Source organism: Nocardioides sp. (assembly GCF_050699375.1).
GTDB lineage: Bacteria > Actinomycetota > Actinomycetes > Propionibacteriales > Nocardioidaceae > Nocardioides.
Map to the genome: position 1 here is coordinate 11,998 of NZ_JBOHDN010000182.1, position 18,484 is coordinate 30,481.

The 18,484-nt window shown below is 70.4% G+C and carries 17 protein-coding genes; 13 read left to right on the forward strand and 4 right to left on the reverse strand.

The window, feature by feature from the left end; all coding sequences use genetic code 11:
- Positions 1-9 precede the first annotated feature (9 nt).
- From cobN to ACRDPS_RS13575, 5 genes are read left to right on the forward strand one after another with little or no spacing between them, the layout of a single operon-like run.
- A complete protein-coding gene (gene cobN / locus ACRDPS_RS13555) occupies positions 10-3,639 on the forward strand; it encodes a cobaltochelatase subunit CobN (RefSeq protein ID WP_431502169.1) in 3,630 nt (1,209 codons plus the stop codon).
- Complete coding sequence (cobF, locus tag ACRDPS_RS13560) at positions 3,636-4,421, forward strand: precorrin-6A synthase (deacetylating) (RefSeq protein WP_431502170.1); 786 nt, start codon at positions 3,636-3,638, stop codon at positions 4,419-4,421. The genes cobN and cobF overlap by 4 nt, the downstream gene beginning before the upstream one ends.
- 10 nt (positions 4,422-4,431) lie before the next feature.
- Positions 4,432-5,946, forward strand: a complete 1,515-nt coding sequence (locus ACRDPS_RS13565; RefSeq protein WP_431502171.1) for a cobyric acid synthase — start codon at positions 4,432-4,434, stop codon at positions 5,944-5,946.
- Positions 5,943-6,662, forward strand: a complete 720-nt coding sequence (locus tag ACRDPS_RS13570) for a cobalt-precorrin-6A reductase (protein ID WP_431502172.1) — start codon at positions 5,943-5,945, stop codon at positions 6,660-6,662. The genes ACRDPS_RS13565 and ACRDPS_RS13570 overlap by 4 nt, the downstream gene beginning before the upstream one ends.
- Positions 6,659-7,336, forward strand: a complete 678-nt coding sequence (locus ACRDPS_RS13575; protein WP_431502173.1) for a (2Fe-2S) ferredoxin domain-containing protein — start codon at positions 6,659-6,661, stop codon at positions 7,334-7,336. The genes ACRDPS_RS13570 and ACRDPS_RS13575 overlap by 4 nt, the downstream gene beginning before the upstream one ends.
- 41 nt (positions 7,337-7,377) lie before the next feature.
- Here ACRDPS_RS13575 and ACRDPS_RS13580 read toward each other — a convergent pair whose 3' ends face one another.
- Together ACRDPS_RS13580 and ACRDPS_RS13585 are read right to left on the reverse strand one after the other, a co-directional pair.
- Positions 7,378-8,067: a class F sortase gene (locus tag ACRDPS_RS13580; protein WP_431502174.1), complete on the reverse strand. Its 690-nt coding sequence runs from the start codon at positions 8,065-8,067 to the stop codon at positions 7,378-7,380.
- 28 nt (positions 8,068-8,095) lie between these two features.
- On the reverse strand, positions 8,096-8,863 hold the full coding sequence (locus tag ACRDPS_RS13585; protein WP_431502175.1) for a hypothetical protein: 768 nt from the start codon (positions 8,861-8,863) through the stop codon (positions 8,096-8,098).
- A gap of 182 nt (positions 8,864-9,045) precedes the next feature.
- Here ACRDPS_RS13585 and ACRDPS_RS13590 point away from each other — a divergent pair, with 182 nt between their 5' ends.
- A complete protein-coding gene (locus ACRDPS_RS13590; protein WP_431502176.1) occupies positions 9,046-9,690 on the forward strand; it encodes a hypothetical protein in 645 nt (214 codons plus the stop codon).
- Positions 9,691-9,754: 64 nt separating this feature from the next.
- Here ACRDPS_RS13590 and ACRDPS_RS13595 read toward each other — a convergent pair whose 3' ends face one another.
- Together ACRDPS_RS13595 and ACRDPS_RS13600 are read right to left on the reverse strand one after the other, a co-directional pair.
- Positions 9,755-10,522, reverse strand: coding sequence for a CbtA family protein (locus ACRDPS_RS13595; protein WP_431502177.1), 768 nt, complete (start codon positions 10,520-10,522; stop codon positions 9,755-9,757).
- Positions 10,522-10,752 carry a CbtB domain-containing protein gene (locus ACRDPS_RS13600; RefSeq protein WP_431502178.1) on the reverse strand — a complete coding sequence of 77 codons (231 nt, stop codon included), beginning with the start codon at positions 10,750-10,752 and terminating at the stop codon, positions 10,522-10,524. The genes ACRDPS_RS13595 and ACRDPS_RS13600 overlap by 1 nt, the downstream gene beginning before the upstream one ends.
- A 409-nt stretch (positions 10,753-11,161) precedes the next feature.
- Here ACRDPS_RS13600 and ACRDPS_RS13605 point away from each other — a divergent pair, with 409 nt between their 5' ends.
- The 7 genes from ACRDPS_RS13605 (at position 11,162) to ACRDPS_RS13635 (ending at position 18,404) form a co-directional block, all read left to right on the forward strand.
- A complete protein-coding gene (locus ACRDPS_RS13605; RefSeq protein ID WP_431502179.1) occupies positions 11,162-12,124 on the forward strand; it encodes an ABC transporter substrate-binding protein in 963 nt (320 codons plus the stop codon).
- An 83-nt stretch (positions 12,125-12,207) separates the two neighbouring features.
- Positions 12,208-13,047, forward strand: a complete 840-nt coding sequence (locus tag ACRDPS_RS13610; protein ID WP_431502180.1) for a hypothetical protein — start codon at positions 12,208-12,210, stop codon at positions 13,045-13,047.
- Positions 13,040-13,915: a hypothetical protein gene (locus tag ACRDPS_RS13615; protein WP_431502181.1), complete on the forward strand. Its 876-nt coding sequence runs from the start codon at positions 13,040-13,042 to the stop codon at positions 13,913-13,915. The genes ACRDPS_RS13610 and ACRDPS_RS13615 overlap by 8 nt, the downstream gene beginning before the upstream one ends.
- A gap of 3 nt (positions 13,916-13,918) precedes the next feature.
- Positions 13,919-15,241, forward strand: coding sequence for an opine metallophore biosynthesis dehydrogenase (locus ACRDPS_RS13620; RefSeq protein ID WP_431502182.1), 1,323 nt, complete (start codon positions 13,919-13,921; stop codon positions 15,239-15,241).
- Positions 15,238-16,449, forward strand: a complete 1,212-nt coding sequence (locus tag ACRDPS_RS13625) for an MFS transporter (RefSeq protein WP_431502183.1) — start codon at positions 15,238-15,240, stop codon at positions 16,447-16,449. The genes ACRDPS_RS13620 and ACRDPS_RS13625 overlap by 4 nt, the downstream gene beginning before the upstream one ends.
- Complete coding sequence (locus ACRDPS_RS13630; protein ID WP_431502184.1) at positions 16,446-17,606, forward strand: FecCD family ABC transporter permease; 1,161 nt, start codon at positions 16,446-16,448, stop codon at positions 17,604-17,606. The genes ACRDPS_RS13625 and ACRDPS_RS13630 overlap by 4 nt, the downstream gene beginning before the upstream one ends.
- A gap of 27 nt (positions 17,607-17,633) precedes the next feature.
- A complete protein-coding gene (locus ACRDPS_RS13635) occupies positions 17,634-18,404 on the forward strand; it encodes an ABC transporter ATP-binding protein (protein WP_431502185.1) in 771 nt (256 codons plus the stop codon).
- Positions 18,405-18,484 lie beyond the last annotated feature (80 nt).

Consider the following 18,484-nt stretch of genomic DNA (forward strand, 5'->3'; position numbering starts at 1 on the left):
AATCTGGCCGTGGCCGACCCTGCACGCGTACGCATCGCTCTTCTGTCCACCTCGGACACCGACCTGCTCTCGGCCCGCGCCAGCGGAGCCGACTACGCCTGGGCGAACCCGTCCCGGGCCACCGACCTCGAGCGCGTCGTCGCCGACGCCGATCTGGTCGTCTTCCGGCTCCTCGGCTCGCCGAGCGACCTGTGGGACGGGCTGGCGGCCGTGAAGGAGAACGGCACACCGGTCGTGGTCCTCGGCGGCGAGCAGCAGCCGAGCGCCGAGCTGATGGAGCACTCCACCGTCCCGATGGGTGTGGCCGCGGAGGCGCACCGCTATCTCGCCGAGGGCGGGCCGGTGAACCTCGCCCAGCTGCACGCGTTCCTCTCCGACACCGTGCTGCTGACCGGTTTCGGGTTCGAGCCGCCGGCGCAGGTGCCGGCCTGGGGGTTCGCGGAGCGGCCGGAGCCGGCCGACGCCGCGCGCCCGAGGATCGGGGTGCTCTACTACCGCGCGCACGAGACCAGCGGAAACACCGCGTTCGCCCACGCACTGGCCGATGCCATCGACGCGACCGGGCAGGCCACCGGCGTACCCGTCTTCGCGGGCTCGCTGCGCTCCGCGCCCGACGACCTCTACGAGGCGCTCGGAACGCTCGATGCGCTGATCGTGACCGTGCTCGCCGCGGGCGGCTCGGTGCCCGCTTCGGCCAGCGCCGGCGGCGAGGACGAGGCTTGGGACGTGGAGCGGATGGCGGCGCTGGACATCCCGGTGCTGCAGGGGCTCTGCCTGACCTCCTCCCGCGCGGAGTGGGAGGCCTCCGACGACGGCGTGACGCCGCTCGACTCGGCGTCGCAGATCGCGATCCCGGAGTTCGACGGGCGGATCATCACCGCGCCGTTCTCCTTCAAGGAGCTCGACGAGCAGGGTCTCCCCCAGTACGTCGCCGACCCCGAGCGCGCCGCGCGGGTCGCCAGGATCGCGGTCAACCACGCACGCCTGCGCCACACGCCCAACCAGGACAAGCGCCTCGCCCTCGTCCTCTCCGCCTACCCCACCAAGCACTCCCGCATCGGCAACGCGGTCGGCCTGGACACCCCGGTCTCCGCGATCCGGATGCTGCGGCGGCTGCGCGAGGAGGGATATGACCTGGGTTCCGACAACGCGGTCACGCGGATCCTTGATGGTTCCTCTGCGGAGGTCTCGACAGGCTCGACCACCGGTGGCGACGACACGGCGGCAGGCGACGCCCTGATCCATGCCCTGATCGCGGCGGGCGGGCAGGACGAGGAGTGGCTGACCAACGCCCAGCTGACCGACGCCCACGTACGCATCCCGAAGGCGTCCTACGACGAGTGGACCGCCGATCTCCCGGCTGACCTGCGCGAACAGATGGTCGAGACCTGGGGCCCGACGCCGGGGAAGCTCTTCGTCAACGACGAGAACGAGCTGGTACTGGCCACGCTCCAGGCCGGCAACATCGTGATCCTGATCCAGCCGCCGCGCGGGTTCGGGGAGAACCCGGTGGCGATCTACCACGACCCGGACCTGGCGCCGAGCCACCACTACATCGGCGCTTACAAATGGCTCGAGCACGGCTTCGAGGCCGACGCCGTCGTCCACCTCGGCAAGCACGGCTCGATGGAGTGGCTGCCCGGCAAGAACGCAGCGCTGTCGGCTTCCTGCGGCCCGGATGCGGCGATCGGCAACATGCCGCTGATCTACCCGTTCCTGGTCAACGACCCCGGCGAGGGCGCCCAGGCCAAGCGCCGTGCGCACGCCACGATCGTCGACCACCTGGTGCCGCCGATGGCACGCGCGGAGTCCTACGGCGACATCGCGCGGCTGGAAGGGCTGATGGAGGAGTACGACCGGATCTCCTCGATGGACCCGGCCAAGCTGCCGGCCATCCGTGGCGAGATCTGGCAGCTGATGAAGGCCGCCGAGCTCCACCGCGACCTCGGCCTGGAGGAGCGGCCCGAGGACGACGACTTCGACGACTTCATGCTCCACATCGACGGCTGGCTCTGCGAGATCAAGGATGCCCAGATCCGCGACGGCCTGCACGTGCTCGGTGCCGCGCCGGAAGGTGAGGCGCGGGTCAACCTGGTCCTCTCGATCCTGCGTGCGGCGCAGGTGTGGGGCGGGGTCGGGGGCGCCGTGCCCGGGCTGCGGGCGGCGCTCGGACTCAAGGAGGGCGCTGATACCCGCGCGGTCGACGAGATCGAGGCCCGGGCGAAGGATCTGGTGCAGCGGATGGACGCGGCCGGCTGGGACCCGGCGGCCGCCGAGACGCTCCACGACGACCCCGCCGTACGGCAGGTGCTTGTCTTCGCCGCCGAGCAGGTGGTGCCGCGGCTGAACGGGACGACCGACGAGCTGTCCGCCGTCCTGCACGCGCTCGACGGTGGCTTCGTCCCCGCCGGGCCGTCGGGCTCGCCGCTGCGCGGGCTGGTCAACGTACTTCCCACCGGCCGCAACTTCTACACCGTCGACCCACGCGCGGTGCCGTCCCGGCTCGCCTGGCAGACCGGCCAGGCGATGGCCGACTCGCTGCTGCAGCGCTACCTCGACGAGACCGGGGACTACCCGACCAGCGTCGGGCTGTCGGTGTGGGGCACGAGCGCGATGCGTACGGCCGGCGACGACATCGCCGAGGTGCTCGCGCTGCTCGGCGTACGCCCGGAGTGGGACGAGGCCTCCCGGCGCATCACCCACCTCGACATCATCCCGCTCGAGGAGCTGGGCCGACCCCGGATCGACGTGACCGTACGCATCTCCGGCTTCTTCCGCGACGCGTTCCCGCACGTGGTCTCGATGCTCGACGACGCGGTGCGCCTCGTCGCCGACCTCGACGAGCCCGCCGAGGAAAACTTCGTCCGCGCGCACACGCTCGCCGACCTCGCCGAGCACGGCGACCAGCGCCGCGCGACGTCTCGGATCTTCGGCTCCAAGCCCGGTTCGTACGGTGCCGGGATCCTGCAGGCGATCGAGTCGGGCAACTGGCGCTCGGACCAGGACCTCGCCGAGGTCTATGCGGCCTGGGGCGGCTTCGCGTACGGCCGCGACCTCGACGGCGCGCCTGCGGCTGACGACATGCGCGCGAACTACCGCCGGATCAAGGTGGCCGCGAAGAACGTCGACTCCGCCGAGCACGACATCGCCGACTCCGACGACTACTTCCAGTATCACGGCGGCATGGTCGCGACCGTCCGCGCGCTGACGGGCTCGGACCCGAAGGCGTACGTCGGTGACTCCACATCCCCCGACGCCATCAAGACCCGCACGCTGCAGGAGGAGACCAACCGCGTCTTCCGGGCCCGGGTGGTCAACCCACGCTGGATCTCGGCGATGCAGCGGCACGGCTACAAGGGCGCCTTCGAGCTGGCCGCGACCGTCGACTACCTCTTCGGCTTCGATGCGACCGCGGGCGTGGTGCAGGACTGGATGTACGAGAAGCTCGCCCGCGAGTACGTCCTGGACGAGACCAACCAGGAGTTCATGCGAGCCTCGAACCCATGGGCGCTCCGTGGGATCGTGGAGCGCCTGCACGAGGCCGCCGAGCGCGGGTTGTGGGAGACGCCCGATCCGGACGTGGTGGCCGCGATGCAGGAGATCTATCTCGACATCGAAGGCGATCTGGAAGAGGAATGAGCGACTCGAGCAAGCGCAGGATCTGGATCATCGGCGTCGGCCCCGGTGACCCGGACCAGGTCACCCTGGAGGCCGTGGCCGCGATGCGGTCGGTGGACTACTTCCTGGTCACCGACAAGTCGGGCACGGTCAAGCAGGGGATGCCAGATCCGCTGGTGCGGGCGCGCGAGGAGCTGCTCGACCGCCACCTCGACCAGGACGCCCGGGTGGTCAAGGTCGCCGACGCGCCCCGCGAGCGGCGTGAGGAGTTCACCGGGACCGATGCGGAGTATCGGGCCGCGGTCGCCGACTGGCACCGCGCCCGGGTCGAGAAGTATCTCGCCGTGCTGGCCGAGAACCCTGGCGACGCCGGCTTCCTGGTCTGGGGCGACCCGGCCTTCTACGACTCCACGATCCGGGTCGTCGACCAGATCGCTTCGCTGCTCGACGTCGAGGTCGACGTCATCCCCGGGATCTCCTCGGTGCAGCTGCTCGCCGCCCGTCACCGCCTGGTGCTCCATGAGGTCGCTCGTCCGCTCTACGTCACCACCGGCCGCGCGGTCACCGACGCGGTCGCCGCCGGACACGACAACATCGTGGTGATGCTCAACCGCGTCGTCGACCTGCCCGGCCTGGCGGACTGGCGGATCTGGTGGGGCGGCAACCTCGGCACGGCTGACGAGGAGCTGGTCGCGGGCACCGTCGGGGAGGTGCTCCCGGCGATCGACGAGGCCCGGACCCGGCTGCGCGAGACCGCCGGCTGGGTGATGGACATCTACCTCCTGCGGGCTCCGCGAGCATGAGCGAGCGACCATGAGCGGTCTGCTGGTCGCCGGCACGACCTCGGATGCGGGCAAGTCGGTCGTCACGACCGGGCTGTGCCGGGCCTTCGCCCGCCGCGGCGTCAAGGTGGCGCCCTACAAGGCCCAGAACATGTCCAACAACTCGATGGTGGTCTCGACAGGCTCGACCACCGGTGAGGGCTCGACCACCGGTGAGGGCTCGACCACCGGGGCCGACGGGACGACCGCCGAGATCGGCCGGGCACAGTGGGTGCAGGCGCTGGCGGCGCGGGTCACCCCGGAGCCGGCGATGAACCCGGTGCTGCTCAAGCCGGGCTCCGAGCGTCGCAGCCATGTGGTGCTGATGGGGCATCCCGCGGGCGAGGTGTCCTCGCGTGACTGGGAGGCGGGGCGCCGGCATCTGGCGACCGCGGCTCATGAGGCGTACGACGATCTCTCCTCCCGTTTCGACGTGATCGTCGCCGAGGGTGCGGGGAGTCCGGCCGAGATCAACCTCCGTGCGGGCGACTACGTCAACATGGGGCTGGCCCGGCATGCCGGGCTGGCGACCGTGGTCGTGGGTGACATCGACCGGGGCGGGGTGTTCGCGGCGATGTATGGCACCCTCGCCCTCCTGGAGCCCGAGGACCAGGCTCTGATCAGCGGTTTCGTGATCAACAAGTTCCGTGGCGACGCCGGACTGCTCAAGCCCGGGCTCGACTCGCTGGAGTCGCTCACCAAGCGCCCCGTCTTCGGGGTGCTCCCCTGGGATCCTTCGCTGTGGCTGGACTCCGAGGACGCGCTCGACCTGGAGGGGCGTCGCTCCGGCGCCGGGACACGGCACAAGATCGCGGTCGTACGTCTCCCCCGGATCTCCAACTTCACCGATGTCGACGCGCTCGGGCTGGAGCCTGACCTCGATGTCGTCTTCGCCTCCTCACCCGCCGACCTCTCCGACGCCGACCTCGTCGTGCTCCCCGGCACCCGCTCGACCATCAACGATCTCGCCTGGCTCCGCTCGCGAGGCCTCGACGTGGCCATCACCGAGCACGTACGCCGCGGCCGGCCGCTGCTCGGGATCTGCGGTGGGTTCCAGATGCTCGGCCGCGTGATCGCCGATTCGCAGGGGGTCGAGGGGGCCGTGGCGGAGGTCGAGGGGCTGGGGCTGCTCGACGTACGCACCGACTTCGCCCCCGCCAAGAACCTACGACTGCCCACAGGGTCGGCGTTCGGGGTCGAGGCGAGCGGCTACGAGATCCACCACGGCCGGATCACCCTCGGCGACGGAGCCTCCGAGTTCCTGGGCGGTGCACGGGCCGGCAACGTCTTCGGGACGATGTGGCACGGCAGCCTGGAGGGCGACGCGCTGCGAGGCGCGCTCCTCCGGGTCGCGCTGGGCCGCGAACCATCCGACGTCAGCTTCCCCGAGGCCCGTGAGCGGCGTATGGACCTGATCGGTGACCTCGTCGAGGAGCATCTCGACGTCGACGCGCTCCTCGACCTCGCCAGGAGTGGCCCGGCGAACGCCCGAAGGGGAACCAGATGAGACTCCTGATCCTGGGCGGGACGAGCGAGGCCCGCGAGCTCGCCGCACGCCTGGTCGACGCCGGCATCGACGTGACGTCCTCGCTCGCCGGCCGGGTGGCGCGTCCGCGGCTGCCGGTCGGGAAGGTGCGGATCGGCGGGTTCGGTGGGGTGGAGGGGCTCCGGGCGGCTCTCGAGGAGTACGACGCGGTCGTCGATGCCACCCATCCGTTCGCGCTCGGGATGACCCGAAATGCGGCCGCGGCCTGCACCGAGCTACCTCTGATCCGCCTCGAGCGGCCGGGCTGGGAGCCGGATGCGGCATGGCGCTACGTCGACACCCACGAGGCCGCCGCTGAGCTCGCGGCCGAGATCGGCGAGCGGCCCTTCCTCACGGTCGGGCGCCAGGAGCTGGCTCGCTTCGTGCCCGCCCTGGGCGAGCGTCACGCACTGGCCCGGGTCGTCGACGTACCCGATCTCGAGCTTCCCACCGCCTGGGAGCTGATCACCAGTCGCGGGCCGTACGACCTCGGCGGCGAGCTCGCACTGATGCGGGAGCACCAGAGCGACGTGCTGATCACGAAGAACTCCGGCGGCACCTACACCTGGCCGAAGATGCAGGCCGCCGACGCGCTCGGCGTGCAGGTGGTCGTCGTCCGTCGCCCGGCCGGCCCCGACGGCGTAGCGGCGGTCAACGATGTCGCCGATGCCGTCACCTGGGTGAAGGGACTCGGGTGACGGCGCGGGTTCTCGTCGGGATGTCGGTCACCGACGTCGACCGGCGCGACGACCTGCTCGCCTGGGCGCACGACCACGGCGCGAGCGTCGCGTTCCTGCAGATGGGCGACCCGTCGCTGGCGGCCGAGCTGACCCGCGCAGCCGACGAAGGCGCCCAGACGATCACGCTGGCCGGCGTCAGCCTCGGCCCGATCGCACCGGGGCAGTCCTGGCTGCGCCGGATCGCCGCCCACTGGTGGCGCGAACGCACCGGTCACCGCCCGGAGATTCACGTCGCGACCCGCCTGGCGACCACGCGCGACGAGCTCCCCGAGGTGATGGACGAGACCCGCCCGATCACCGGCACCGAGCCCGGACTCACCTCACCCGCGTGGGAGCAGGTGCCGAGCCACGTACGCCAGGTCCTGATCTGCCGCGGTCCACGCTGCACCGCGAAGGACGCCGAGGAGACCGCGAAGGCGGTCATCCTGGAGGCGATGGAGGCCGGGCTGGGCGACGACGACCTGCTGATCACCCACACCGGCTGTCAGTTCCCGTGCAACCAGGCGCCGGTGCTCAGCGTCCAGCCCGACGACGTCTGGTACGGCGCCGTGGATGCGGCCGCCGCCCGGGCGATCGTCCATGACCACCTCACCGCCGGCCGTCCTGTGGAGGCGAACCGCCTCCCCCGCTGAGCCCAATCCCGTCAGCGTGAGCCGGGCCCGCGGGAGGACCTTCAGCTCTCGACGACGCTGGTCAGTCGGGAGAATGCGATCAGGTTGCCGGTGTGCGAGCCCACCGACGGGTCGAAGTTGCTGCAGGTGATCAGCCGGAGCGTGGGCTCGCCCAGGTCACCGCCGTAGATCAGCTTCGTCGGGAACTCGTCCTTGGGGAACTCGCGCAGTGCGTCGACGGTGAAGACCGCGGTCCGGCCGTCCGCGCGCCGTACCGAGATGGTGTCCCCCGGCCGGAGCTCGGCGAGGTCGAAGAAGATCGACGGGCCGCGCTCCTCGGTCGCCACGTGCCCCTCGATGATCGAGGGACCGGGTTGGCCCGGGGTGGGGGAGTTCTCGAACCAGGCCGCCTTGTCGAGGTTCGGCCCTGGCTGCGGGACGGCGAGGCGGCCGTCGTCGGTCTTGCCGAGGGGGAAGACCGAGGAGCGTACGCCGATCGCCGGGATCGAGATCGACACCGGCTTCGACGGCCCCAACGGCACCTCCTTAGCCGGCCTCACCTGTGGGGGCCCGTTCGAGGAGGCCGGCGGCGAGCTCTCGAGCGTGCCGACGGGCTCGTCGAGGGAGGGGGGTGCGGGATCCTGCGACACGACCGCCACGACGACGAGGATCGCGCCGGCGACGGCGGCCACCAGGGCGAGCAGTGCAAGCCTTCCCCTGTGTCCGCCGTGCGCGGTGCGACCCTCGGTCATCGTAGTTGCGTCGCGCGATCGCGCGGCGTCAGCGGCCGATCTCGGCGGTACGGCGACGGCGCGAGGCCACGCCCACAACCGCTGCGGCGGCGAGCAGTCCGCCACCCGCGGCGATCAGGCCGAGGTTCTCGACACCTGCCGTCGAGCCGCTGCCGGTGTCGACGCCACCACCGGGCATGCTCGAGAGGGAACCGCACAGAGCCGGCGACGTGGCGGCGAGCGGGAGCTCGGGCACCAGGTTGCTCTTGGCCTTGGCGGCCTCCTCGGTGAGCGTGGCCGGGTCGAGACCGTGCACGACGATCACGCCCGTGCCGTCCGCGAGAGAGTCCTGGGTGGCCTGGTCGAGCTTGATCGTGCGGCTGTAGTCGACGCTGCTGCCGCCGGGTGCGATCTTGATGTTCGTGCCGGCCTTGGCGCTGGTGTCGCCCTTCGTCGACAGCGTGGTACCGATCTCGCCGTACGCCGGCTGGCCCTCGACGGTGTCGACGATGCCGTCGCCGTTGGCGTCGGCGTCCTTCGTCGGGCACTCGCCCCGGGCTCCGATGTGGATGTGCTGGACGTGCGGGTAGGGCGCGTCCATGAACGTCTCGGGCAGACCGCTCCAGCTGAGGTCCACCTGAGCCTGGTCACCCTCGACGCTGATCGTGGCCATGCCGGAGCCCGACGACCCGTTCAGCGGGTCGAGAGTCGTCTGGTAGGTCCCGTTGGCGTCGTCTGCGAATGCTGCGGTCGGTGCCATCACGACCGCCACCGCGGCTGCTGCCAGCGGCACCAGCATCTTCATCGGCTTACTCATGAGACTTCACTTCTTCCCGTGTGTGGCGATCGCACCCGTCGGGGTTCTTGAGACGAACGCCTCCTCCACGGGCTTCGGGCTGGCAGCGGCAGCGGATTGGTCCAATCCGCACAAAGGGCTGCTGCGAAAGACTGGTGAGAGACGCCGAACCGCGCGACATCGATGAGCCCGGGAGGATTTCGATGAAGGTCAAGCTCCGCCCATGGACGGCGCTCGTCGCCGCCCTGTTCCTGCTCGGAGGGTGCGCCTCGACCGGCGACTCGAACGCACAACGGCCCTCGGAGAAGCACACGATGCCCGACGGCACCGTGATGAAGGGCCCAACCCACGTGCACGACGACAGCCACTCGCACGGCGAGGAGGACGAGGACGAACCCGGCCAGGCCGTCGGACCCTCCCAGGCCGCACGCATGGTCTGCACCGGTCAGGTGGTCGACGACGTCACCCGGATCATGGGCCTCGCCACCCCGGCCGAGCCGATGTCGTCGTGGAAGAAGCCAGAGTTCACGTGCACATTCGATCTGGATGCCGGGCCCCTGGTTCTCTCGGTGCACGACGCGACCGACGTGCCCGACGGCCAGCAGCACTTCCGCACGATGCAGGCCTCCCACGCCGACGCCGAACCGATCAGGGGCGTCTACAGCCTCGGCCTGCCGGCCTACGAGACGGCCGACGGCACGGTCGCCTTCGTCAAGGACGGAAAGACCCTCGAGGTCGACGCCAGCGACCTGACCGGGAAGCTGGGCGTGCAGAAGGACATGACCCGCGCCGAGATCGCCTACGCCGTGGCCACCAGCGTCCTGGCCTGCTGGACCGAGCACGGCTGAGTCCGGAAGCCGTTGGCGTTCCGCCAAGCCCGATGCTCGAGCTTGTCGAGACCTCCGAAGAACCTCACAAGCTGGCCGCGAGCGCCTTGCGCTCGGCGACGGCCTGCTCCTGGGCGTACAGCCGACCGACCAGCCCGGTGAGCGCGACCCCGAGCACTCCCCACATCGTGGCGAGCGTGATCAGCGACGCGAGCCGGAAGGACCACAGGGTGTCCGCTGGGAAGTCGCCGACCTCGTTGACGGTGACGAAGAGCCGACCCGCGACGACCACCACCGCCAGATAGGCGAGAGCCCCACCGACGACGACCCCGTAGGTCCCGACCCGTTCCCGCAGCCGCACCGCGCCATAGGTGGCGAGCGCGGCCGCGACGACGGAGACGAGCAGGTAGCCGAAGTAGACCGACGTACGCAGCCCGATGGTGTCTCCGCTGCCGACGGCGGGCGGGGTGGCTGGGTATTTGAGGAACGGCACCAGCGCGAAGGCGACGAACCCGATCAACGTGACCAGCGCGGTCGACTGCCCCGGTGGGAGCCGCCCCATCCGTCCGAGCGCAGCGGCGGCGACCAGAGCGAGGATTCCGCCGAGCGCGACGCCGATCGCCAGCGTCCCGGTCAGCAGCCCCCAGGTGCTCTGGTTGGCGCGGGAGACCTCAGGGGCTTCCTCGCCACCCTCGCCGTGCGAGTGCGAGTGCCCGTCGGCGCCGGCCGACTCCTCCAGCGCGATGGCAGCGCCGACCTGCGGCTCACCGACGGCGTACGCCACCAGGAAGGTGACGACGCCGGCGAGGAGTCCAGCTAGCAGGCCGCGTACGAGAAATGCACGCGGGCTCATCAGTGGCAGGGGTAGCCGAGGAGGTGACGACCGTCGTGGACCCACTCGTGGACGAGCGTGCCCGACGGGATCGAGATCGCACCCTGGTCGGCACTGATGAAGAAGATCACCAGGAGCCCGAGCAGTCCGAAGAAGAGCGCCCAGGGGGCCAGCTCACGGAGCGAGATGGTGGGCACGGGGTTGATCGGCATGGCGGCGCCGGCGACGGGCGCCACAGCGTGCTGCGACATATGTCCTCCTCAGGGATATCTGCGTCCCTGTTCGTTGGGTTGGACGGACATTCGGGTCTGACTCCACCGCCGCGAAGCGATGTCACAGTAGCGCGACTGTGCCGGAGTTCCACCGGCTTCCTCGTGTCCGTTGCGAGCACTCTAGCCGAGATGCCCCGCCCGTCGCTGGGGCCGGGCGCCAGTCGGATCCCACACCCATTCCAGTTGACATTGGGAATGATTCTCATTAACGTCTGGCCGGCTTGCTCGCTGGAGACACCTCCTCGACCAGGCACCGAGCGGAGTGACCCCACGCCCGCTCGCACAGTCAGCGCTGAACGAGGGTTCGAGCGCCGAGGAGAAACGGAGTGACCGACCGATGCGAAGTCTCAGCCCCTGGAGCGCTGCCTTACCCGCACTGTTGATCGTGGTGACCACTGGTTGCGGCGCTCCAGCCGACTCCAGCAGCGGCGCCGCCGGCGGCTCGGAGCCGGTCACCGTGGACAGCTGCGGTCGCGAGGTCGAGTTCGACTCACCACCTCAGCGGGTGATGGCGATCGGTTCGGAGGCTCCCTCGTTGCTGACCGCCGCCGGAGCGGGCGACAAGGTCACCCACTACGCCGGTAGCCGGGAGGTGCCCTTCGACCGGGCGACGAAGGAGACGGTCGAGGGTGCCGAGCGGGTCACCGAGGACTCCCACGACGTCTCGTTCGAGATGATCGTCAGCTCGGGCGTCGACACCGTGATCGGCACCGACATCACCTCGGGCGTCGATATCGACGCTCTCGCGGAGCGCCTGGACCGGGCCGGGGTGCAGATGCTGACCGTCAGCGGCTACTGCGCCGGAATCGACGGTCGTTCCACGGGTGGCATGAGCGGGTTCGACCTGATCTACCACGATGTCGAGACCTATGGTCGTCTGTTCGGCACCGAGCAGGCAGCAGCCCGCGGCGTGCGGGACCTGAAGGACCGGGTCGACTCGGTCGCGGACCGGGTGGAGGGGGCGCGCCGTACCGCGGTGCCCCTGTACGTGCCGACCGAAGGCACCCTCGGCTCCTACGGCGGGCAGTCGCTGGTCTCGGAGCAGATGACGTTGCTGGGCCTGGACAACGTCTTCGCCGACGTGGGCAAGCGCTACTTCGAGCCGTCGACCGAGGAGCTGGTCGACAGCGCACCAGACCTGGTCTTCGCGATGTACCTGCCCACCGGATCGTCGAGCCTGGAGTCCGACCAGGACGTGGTCGACGCGCTTCGCGGCCGGCCTGATCTGGCCGGCCTCGAGGCGGTCGACGAGAAGGCTGCGGTGCTTCCTCTGAACTACTACTACGCCTCCCCCGGCCCGCTGGCCGTCGACGGACTCGAGCTGCTCGCCGACCGACTGGCCGCCTCGTGAGCCGGCCGGCAGAGCTCCATCGGCGCAGTCGCCCCGACAGGCACCGGCCCGTCGGCCCGGGTCGGAGCAGGCCCCGCCACGCGGTGGCGCGAGACACCACCGAGGTCGACTTCGTGAAGCTGAGCCCGACGCGGAACATGACCGTGCTGGTCACGAGCCGGCATGCCGTCGGTGACTACCGGTCCATCGCGACCCAGCTCCTCTCTGCAGGACATGTGCACGCCGAGCAGGTCGGGTTCGTCACGGCACCGACGTCGCCCCGGGCGCAGGTCCGCCTGCACATGGCCGGAGACGAGTTCTGTGGCAACGCGTGCATGGCACTGGCCGCACTGAGCGCCGGGCAGCTCGGCCTGGGCATCGGCGCCCGGACCGAGATCGTCGTAGACGCATCGGGCACCGACTCAGCGGTGACCTGCCAGGTCGAGCACCAGGACTCCGGCTACTACTGCCGTCTCACGATGCCGCGGCCGAGCCGCGTCGAGGCGTACCCGTTCCCGGGTGTCCCGGCCGGCCGCTCGGCCCTGGTCCGGTATCCGGATGCGGTCCACCTCGTCGTCGAGTGTGCGGAGCACGACCAAGTCGTGAGGGACCGCGCGCAAGAGACGGCCGCCCATCTCGGAGCGACCGAGGGCGTGCCCGTGGTCGGCGTCATGCTCTACGACCCCGTCCGCGGTGACCTGGCCCCGTTCATCAACGTGCCCTCCCTGAACAGCATGGTGTGGGAGCGCAGCTGCGGCTCGGGAACCGCCGCGCTCGGCGCCTACCTGTCCGCGAGGTCCGGAGGTCCGGTACGCACGAGCGTCCACCAGCCCGGCGGCAGCATGCAGGTCGAGGCCGATCACGGGAGCGATGGGGTGACCGGGCTCCGCATCGGCGGACACGTCCGCATCGTGGCCGAGGGGACGGCGTACGTCCATGTCTGAGATCTTCTCCGTCCCCTCGCCGGCGCTCTCGCCGGAGGCCGACGACATGCTCGCCTCGCTGCGCGACTACCGGCGACGGTTCACCGCGGCCGCGGACGCGTACGACGCCTCGACCGAGCGTGCCTCCGATCTCGAGATGGTCATGGCCGACTACTCCACGTACGTGACCGACGAACGCAACGTCGCGCCGTTCGCCGAGCTCAGCCGGACGATGCCCGGCGACACGGCCGCCCTCGTCGCTGACCTGCGCGCACAGTCGGCACGGTGCGCAGCGGTGATGGAGAAGTACCGTGCGCTGCGGCTGCTCGAGGGTCGCGCCGGATCTGTCGGCTACTTCGCCAACGTCGAGTCGTGCATCGAGGAGGAGTTCGGGGCGGTCGGACCGACCCGGGACTCGCGGGTGCTGCTCGTCGGATCGGGATCGTTCCCGATGACGCTGCTGAACGTCGCGGCGCGTACCGGGGCCGCCACGGCCGGGGTCGACATCGACCCCGAAGCCGTCGCCCTCGGGCGCCGGGTCGTGGAGCTCCTGGGCAGCGACCTCAGCAGCGACCTGGGCGGCGATCTGGACATCGCTCTGGAGGACCTCCCGGCCGAGGAGCTTCGGTTCACCCCAGGCGCGACCCACATCGTGATCAGCTCCACGGTCGAGACGAAGTACGACATCCTGCACCGGCTGCACGCCGTCACCCGCGACGACGTCGTCGTGGCGATGCGGTTCGGCGACGGACTGAAGTCGCTCTTCAACTACCCGATGCGGGACGTCGACCGCGACCGGTGGCGCCTGGTCGAGACGATCCGCCGCCCGGACCAGGTCTTCGATATCGCGCTCTACGCCAAGCAAAGCCCCGACCGAGAGGACGGATAGCAGATGGAAGACCTCGGAAAGGTGCTCATCGCCGGGACCGGCCCGACCGCCGTGCAGATGGCCGTGCTCATCGGCCGGCTCGGGGGCCCGGTCGGGATCGCCGGGCGGGAGTCGGAGCGGTCGGAGACGTTCTTCGCGGCACTCTCAGAGAGCGGCGACACCCTACGGATCGACGTCCAGAGCGACCGGCACCGTGCGCTCGCCGGCGAATGCCAGGTCGAGCAGTGGTTCCGCGGCTACCAGAGCGTCGAGGGCGAGTGGGACACCCTGGTCCTCACCGTCACCGCGGACGCGTACGTCCCGATCCTGAAGCAGCTCGACCGGCGAGTGCTCCGGCAGATCGACCGGATCGTGCTGATGTCCCCGACCCTCGGCTCGAGCTCCCTCGTCCGTGAGCTCGCTCGGCAGCAGGGCGCCGACCCGGAGGTGATCAGCTTCTCCAGCTATCTGGGCGATACCCGGTGGCCGGGCGGCGCACCGGGCGGATCCGCGCTCACCGCGGGCGTCAAACGGCGCATCTACGCCGGCTCGACCACGAGGTCCTCGGCGGCCCTCGGCCTGCTGCGCGACCTGCACGAGTCGGTGGGGATGACTGTCGAGCTCCTCGGCCAGCCGGTCGAGGCCGAGTCCAGGAACATCTCCCTCTACGTGCACCCACCCCTGTTCATGAACGAGGTCACCCTGGGTGCGGTCTTCATGGAGCCGGAGCCGACGAAACCGGAGCCCACGAAGTACGTCTACAAGCTGTTCCCCGAGGGTCCGATCACCCCGTCGTTGATCCGCACCATGGTCGCGCAGTGGCGGGAGCTCACCGCGATCGTCACCGCGCTGGGCGGCTCGGGCGTCAATCTGCTGGCGTTCATGCTCGAGGACAGCTATCCCGTACGTCCCGAAAGCATCAGCCCGGCCGACATCGCCGCCTTCGAAGGGCTGCCAACCATCCATCAGGAGTATCTCGTCTACGTGCGCTACGCGTCCCTGCTCATCGACCCGTTCTCAGAACCCGACGGCGACGGGAGGTACTTCGACTTCTCCGCCATCCCGATCCGGCCGGTCTTCCGCAACGGCGCCGGCGAGTGGGACGTGCCGCGGATGCCGAAGGAGGACTACTACCGCACCAAGGTCATCCAGGGCGTGGCCCGGCACCTCGACGTGGAGTGCCCGACCATCGACGGGCTCCTGGCCACGTACGAGGGGGAGCTCGAGAAGTCGGCCAAGGCACGCGTAGGTGACCGCCTGTCGGAGGCTTTCACCGTCAGCGACTTCGGTTCGGACCTGGACCTGATCTGCGCCTCGATCTCGGCCTCGATCCCGGCGGCACGATGAGCAGCGTCGACGTGAGCCCGACCGAGGCCCTTCCCACCGAGCGACGGATCATCGCGGCGATCTGGCCGACCCTGCTCGCCTCAGCCGTCGGCCTGCTGCCGTTCACCGTCTTCAGCACGTTCCTCGTCTCGATCGCCGGTGCGACCGGGAACGGCGAGGCCGCCGTCGGATCGCTTCGCGGTCTCGGCGGGATCGGCGCCGTCGTCGTCGGCGTCGTCCTGGCTCCCCTGATCGGCCGGATCGCCCCGGGGCGGGTGGCCGGGCTCGCGCTGATCCTGCTCGCCGTGGCGTCCTTCGTCGGGACCTTCTCCTGGCTGCCGGCCCTGATCGCGTTCTGTCTCCTGACGGGTGTCTCGAACGCGCTGCTCTACCCGGCCCTGTCGACGGCGGCAGCGGACCGCTTCGGCTCCGGACCGGCATCGGGCCGCGCCGCGACCCTGGTGATGACCTCCCAGACCCTGGCGTCCACGCTGGGTGCGCCGTTGATCGTGCTGCCGACCCTGTGGTGGGGCTGGCGGGGCGACCTGATCGCGGTGGCCGTGCTGGCCCTCGCCCTGGCTCCGCTGCTGTTCCGCTACGGCCGCGAGGAGCACGCCGCGAACCAGACCCGGCGGCTCGGCTACGTAGCCGCTTTCCGCACGCTCGCCGGTGTTCCTGGTGCCATCTCCCTGCTCCTGGTCGCCTTCGCGCGCGCCGGGGCGTTCATGGGTCACCTGGCGTTCCTGGCTCCCCTCTACGACGACCGGTTCGGCCTGGCACCGACCACGTTCGCCTTCGTCTGGGGTCTCAGCGGGGGATCGTTCTTCGTCGGCCACCTCGTCGCCGGCCGGTTGCTGAACGCCGACGGTTCCGACGACCGCGCCCACCAGGTGATGATCCTCTCCCTGCTGACCGGACTTGCCGCCCTGATCGGGGTGTACGCGGCCCCCGCCCTGCCACTGGCACTGGCCGCCACCGCGGTGCTGTCGGCCAGCCATGCGGTGGTCGCTGCCGCGGTGGTCACCCTGCTCGTACGCCGTTGCGCGGACGTGCGCGGAACGGCTCTGAGCCTGAGCTCCGCCGGCATGAGCCTGGGACTCTTCCTCGGCACCGCGGCCGCGGGAGCCGGGCTGGCGGTGGCCGGATACCACGGCGCCGCGGTGGTCCTCGGCGGGCTCACCCTGGTCTCCCTGGCCGCCGCGCTGACCCTGCGACCCCGCGTCCGATGACGTACGAAAGAGAGGCAGGAATGGTCTCCCTCGACCGCGCGATCGACCCGGTGGACCCGGTGGACCAGGTGGAACTGGCGGACCCGGTGGAACAGCTGGTCGAGGACGACGACCTCGATCACGACCGGCGGAGGCGTCATACCGCGCTCTGGGTCGGCGGACTCATCGTGGGCCTGATCATCACGGTGCCCGCCGCGGTGGGGCTCGGGCCGGCGTACGTGCCATTGGACACCGTGGCCCAGATCGTGGGCCGCCATGTGCTCGGCGTCCCGGCGGAGATCACTTGGACTCCGGCTCAGGAGTCCATCGTCTGGCTCCTGCGGGTGCCCCGCGTCCTGCTGGGTGCCGCGGTGGGTGCAGGCCTGGCGATCGCCGGGGTCGGCCTGCAGGCTCTGACGCGCAACATCCTGGCCGAGCCCTATCTGCTGGGCGTGACCTCCGGCGCGTCGAGCCTCGCCGCGGCGACGATCCTCTTCGGGATCGGGGCCGGGATCGGGTCGGCATCACTCACCGGCAGCGCGTTCGTAGGGGCGCTGGCGGCGGGCGTGGTGGTCTACCTGCTCGGCCGGGTCGGTGGGCAGATGACCTCGACCCGGCTCGTGCTGGCCGGGGTCTCGGTCGGCTACGTGCTGCACGCGCTCACCTCGTTCCTGATCTTCGCCTCCGACGATCCCGACGCCGGCCGCTCCGTGCTGTTCTGGACGCTGGGGTCGCTGACGCTGGCGACGGGCCAGTCCGCGCTCGTCACCTGGGCGGTGGTGCTGGCCACGTTGGCGCTGCTGCTCTTCTGGGCCCGGCGCCTGGACGCGCTCTCGATCGGCGACAACACCGCGCAGACGTTCGGGATCTCGCCGACCAGGTTCCGTGCGGTGGTCATGGTGGCGATCGCGCTCTGCGTGGGCGCGGTGGTCGCGGCGTCGGGCGGCATCGGGTTCGTCGGTCTGATCATCCCGCACGTCGCCCGGATGTGCGTCGGGACCGCACACCGCCGGCTGCTCCCGGTCGCGGCGCTGCTGGGCGCGATCTTCCTCGTGTGGGCCGACGTGCTCGCACGTACGGCCCTCATGCCCCAGGAGCTTCCCCTGGGCATCGTCACGGCGCTGGTCGGAGCACCGTTGCTGTTCCTGCTCGTACGCCGGCTCAACCCGACCGAATGACCCCCAACCACGCAAGGAGCCGCTGACATGATCACAGCGACCGACGTCTCTGTCGGCTACGACGCCAATCTGGTGATCGAAGGGGTCGACCTGCACGCCGCACCAGGCGACGTGGTCGGGCTGATCGGTCCGAACGGCAGCGGCAAGACCACCTTCCTACGGACCCTGTACGCAGCGCTGCGCCCTCGCGCGGGGCTCGTCACCATCGACGAGCAGCCGGTCACGTCCCTGCGCGGGCCCGAGCTCGCCCGGCATGTCGCCGTGGTCGCCCAGGAGACCCCGACGGACCTGCCCGTCACCGTCGCGGACATGGTGCTGCTGGGCCGGACCCCGCATCGCCGGGCACTGGCCGCGTTCACCCGGAACGACCACCGGGCGGTGGCGGCCGCGCTGGCTCGCGTCGGTGCCCGGCACCTCGCCGACCGTCGCTACGCCACGCTCTCCGGCGGGGAGAAGCAGCGCGTGCTGGTCGCCCGGACGCTGGCCCAGCAGGCCGACCATCTCCTCCTCGACGAGCCGACCAACCACCTCGACATCCGCTACCAGCACGAGCTGCTGCGGCTGGTCGGACGGCTCGGGGTCACCTCCGTCGTCGTCCTGCACGACCTCAACCTCGCCGCCCGCTACTGCACGAGCCTCGTGCTGCTCGACCGCGGCCGGGTCGTGGCCACCGGAGCGCCGGAGGACGTACTCACCCCCGAGACGCTGCGCCGGGTCTACGGGGTCCACGTCGAGCGGGTCACGGTGAACGACTGCGTCCAACTGGTCTTCATCCCGATCGACGACCCCGAGACCTGAAGGTGAGCACGCAGCCGCAGCGCCACGCCGCCGAAGCGACATGTAACACGTCGTTCGTAGGACTACTCGCCCTATTGGAT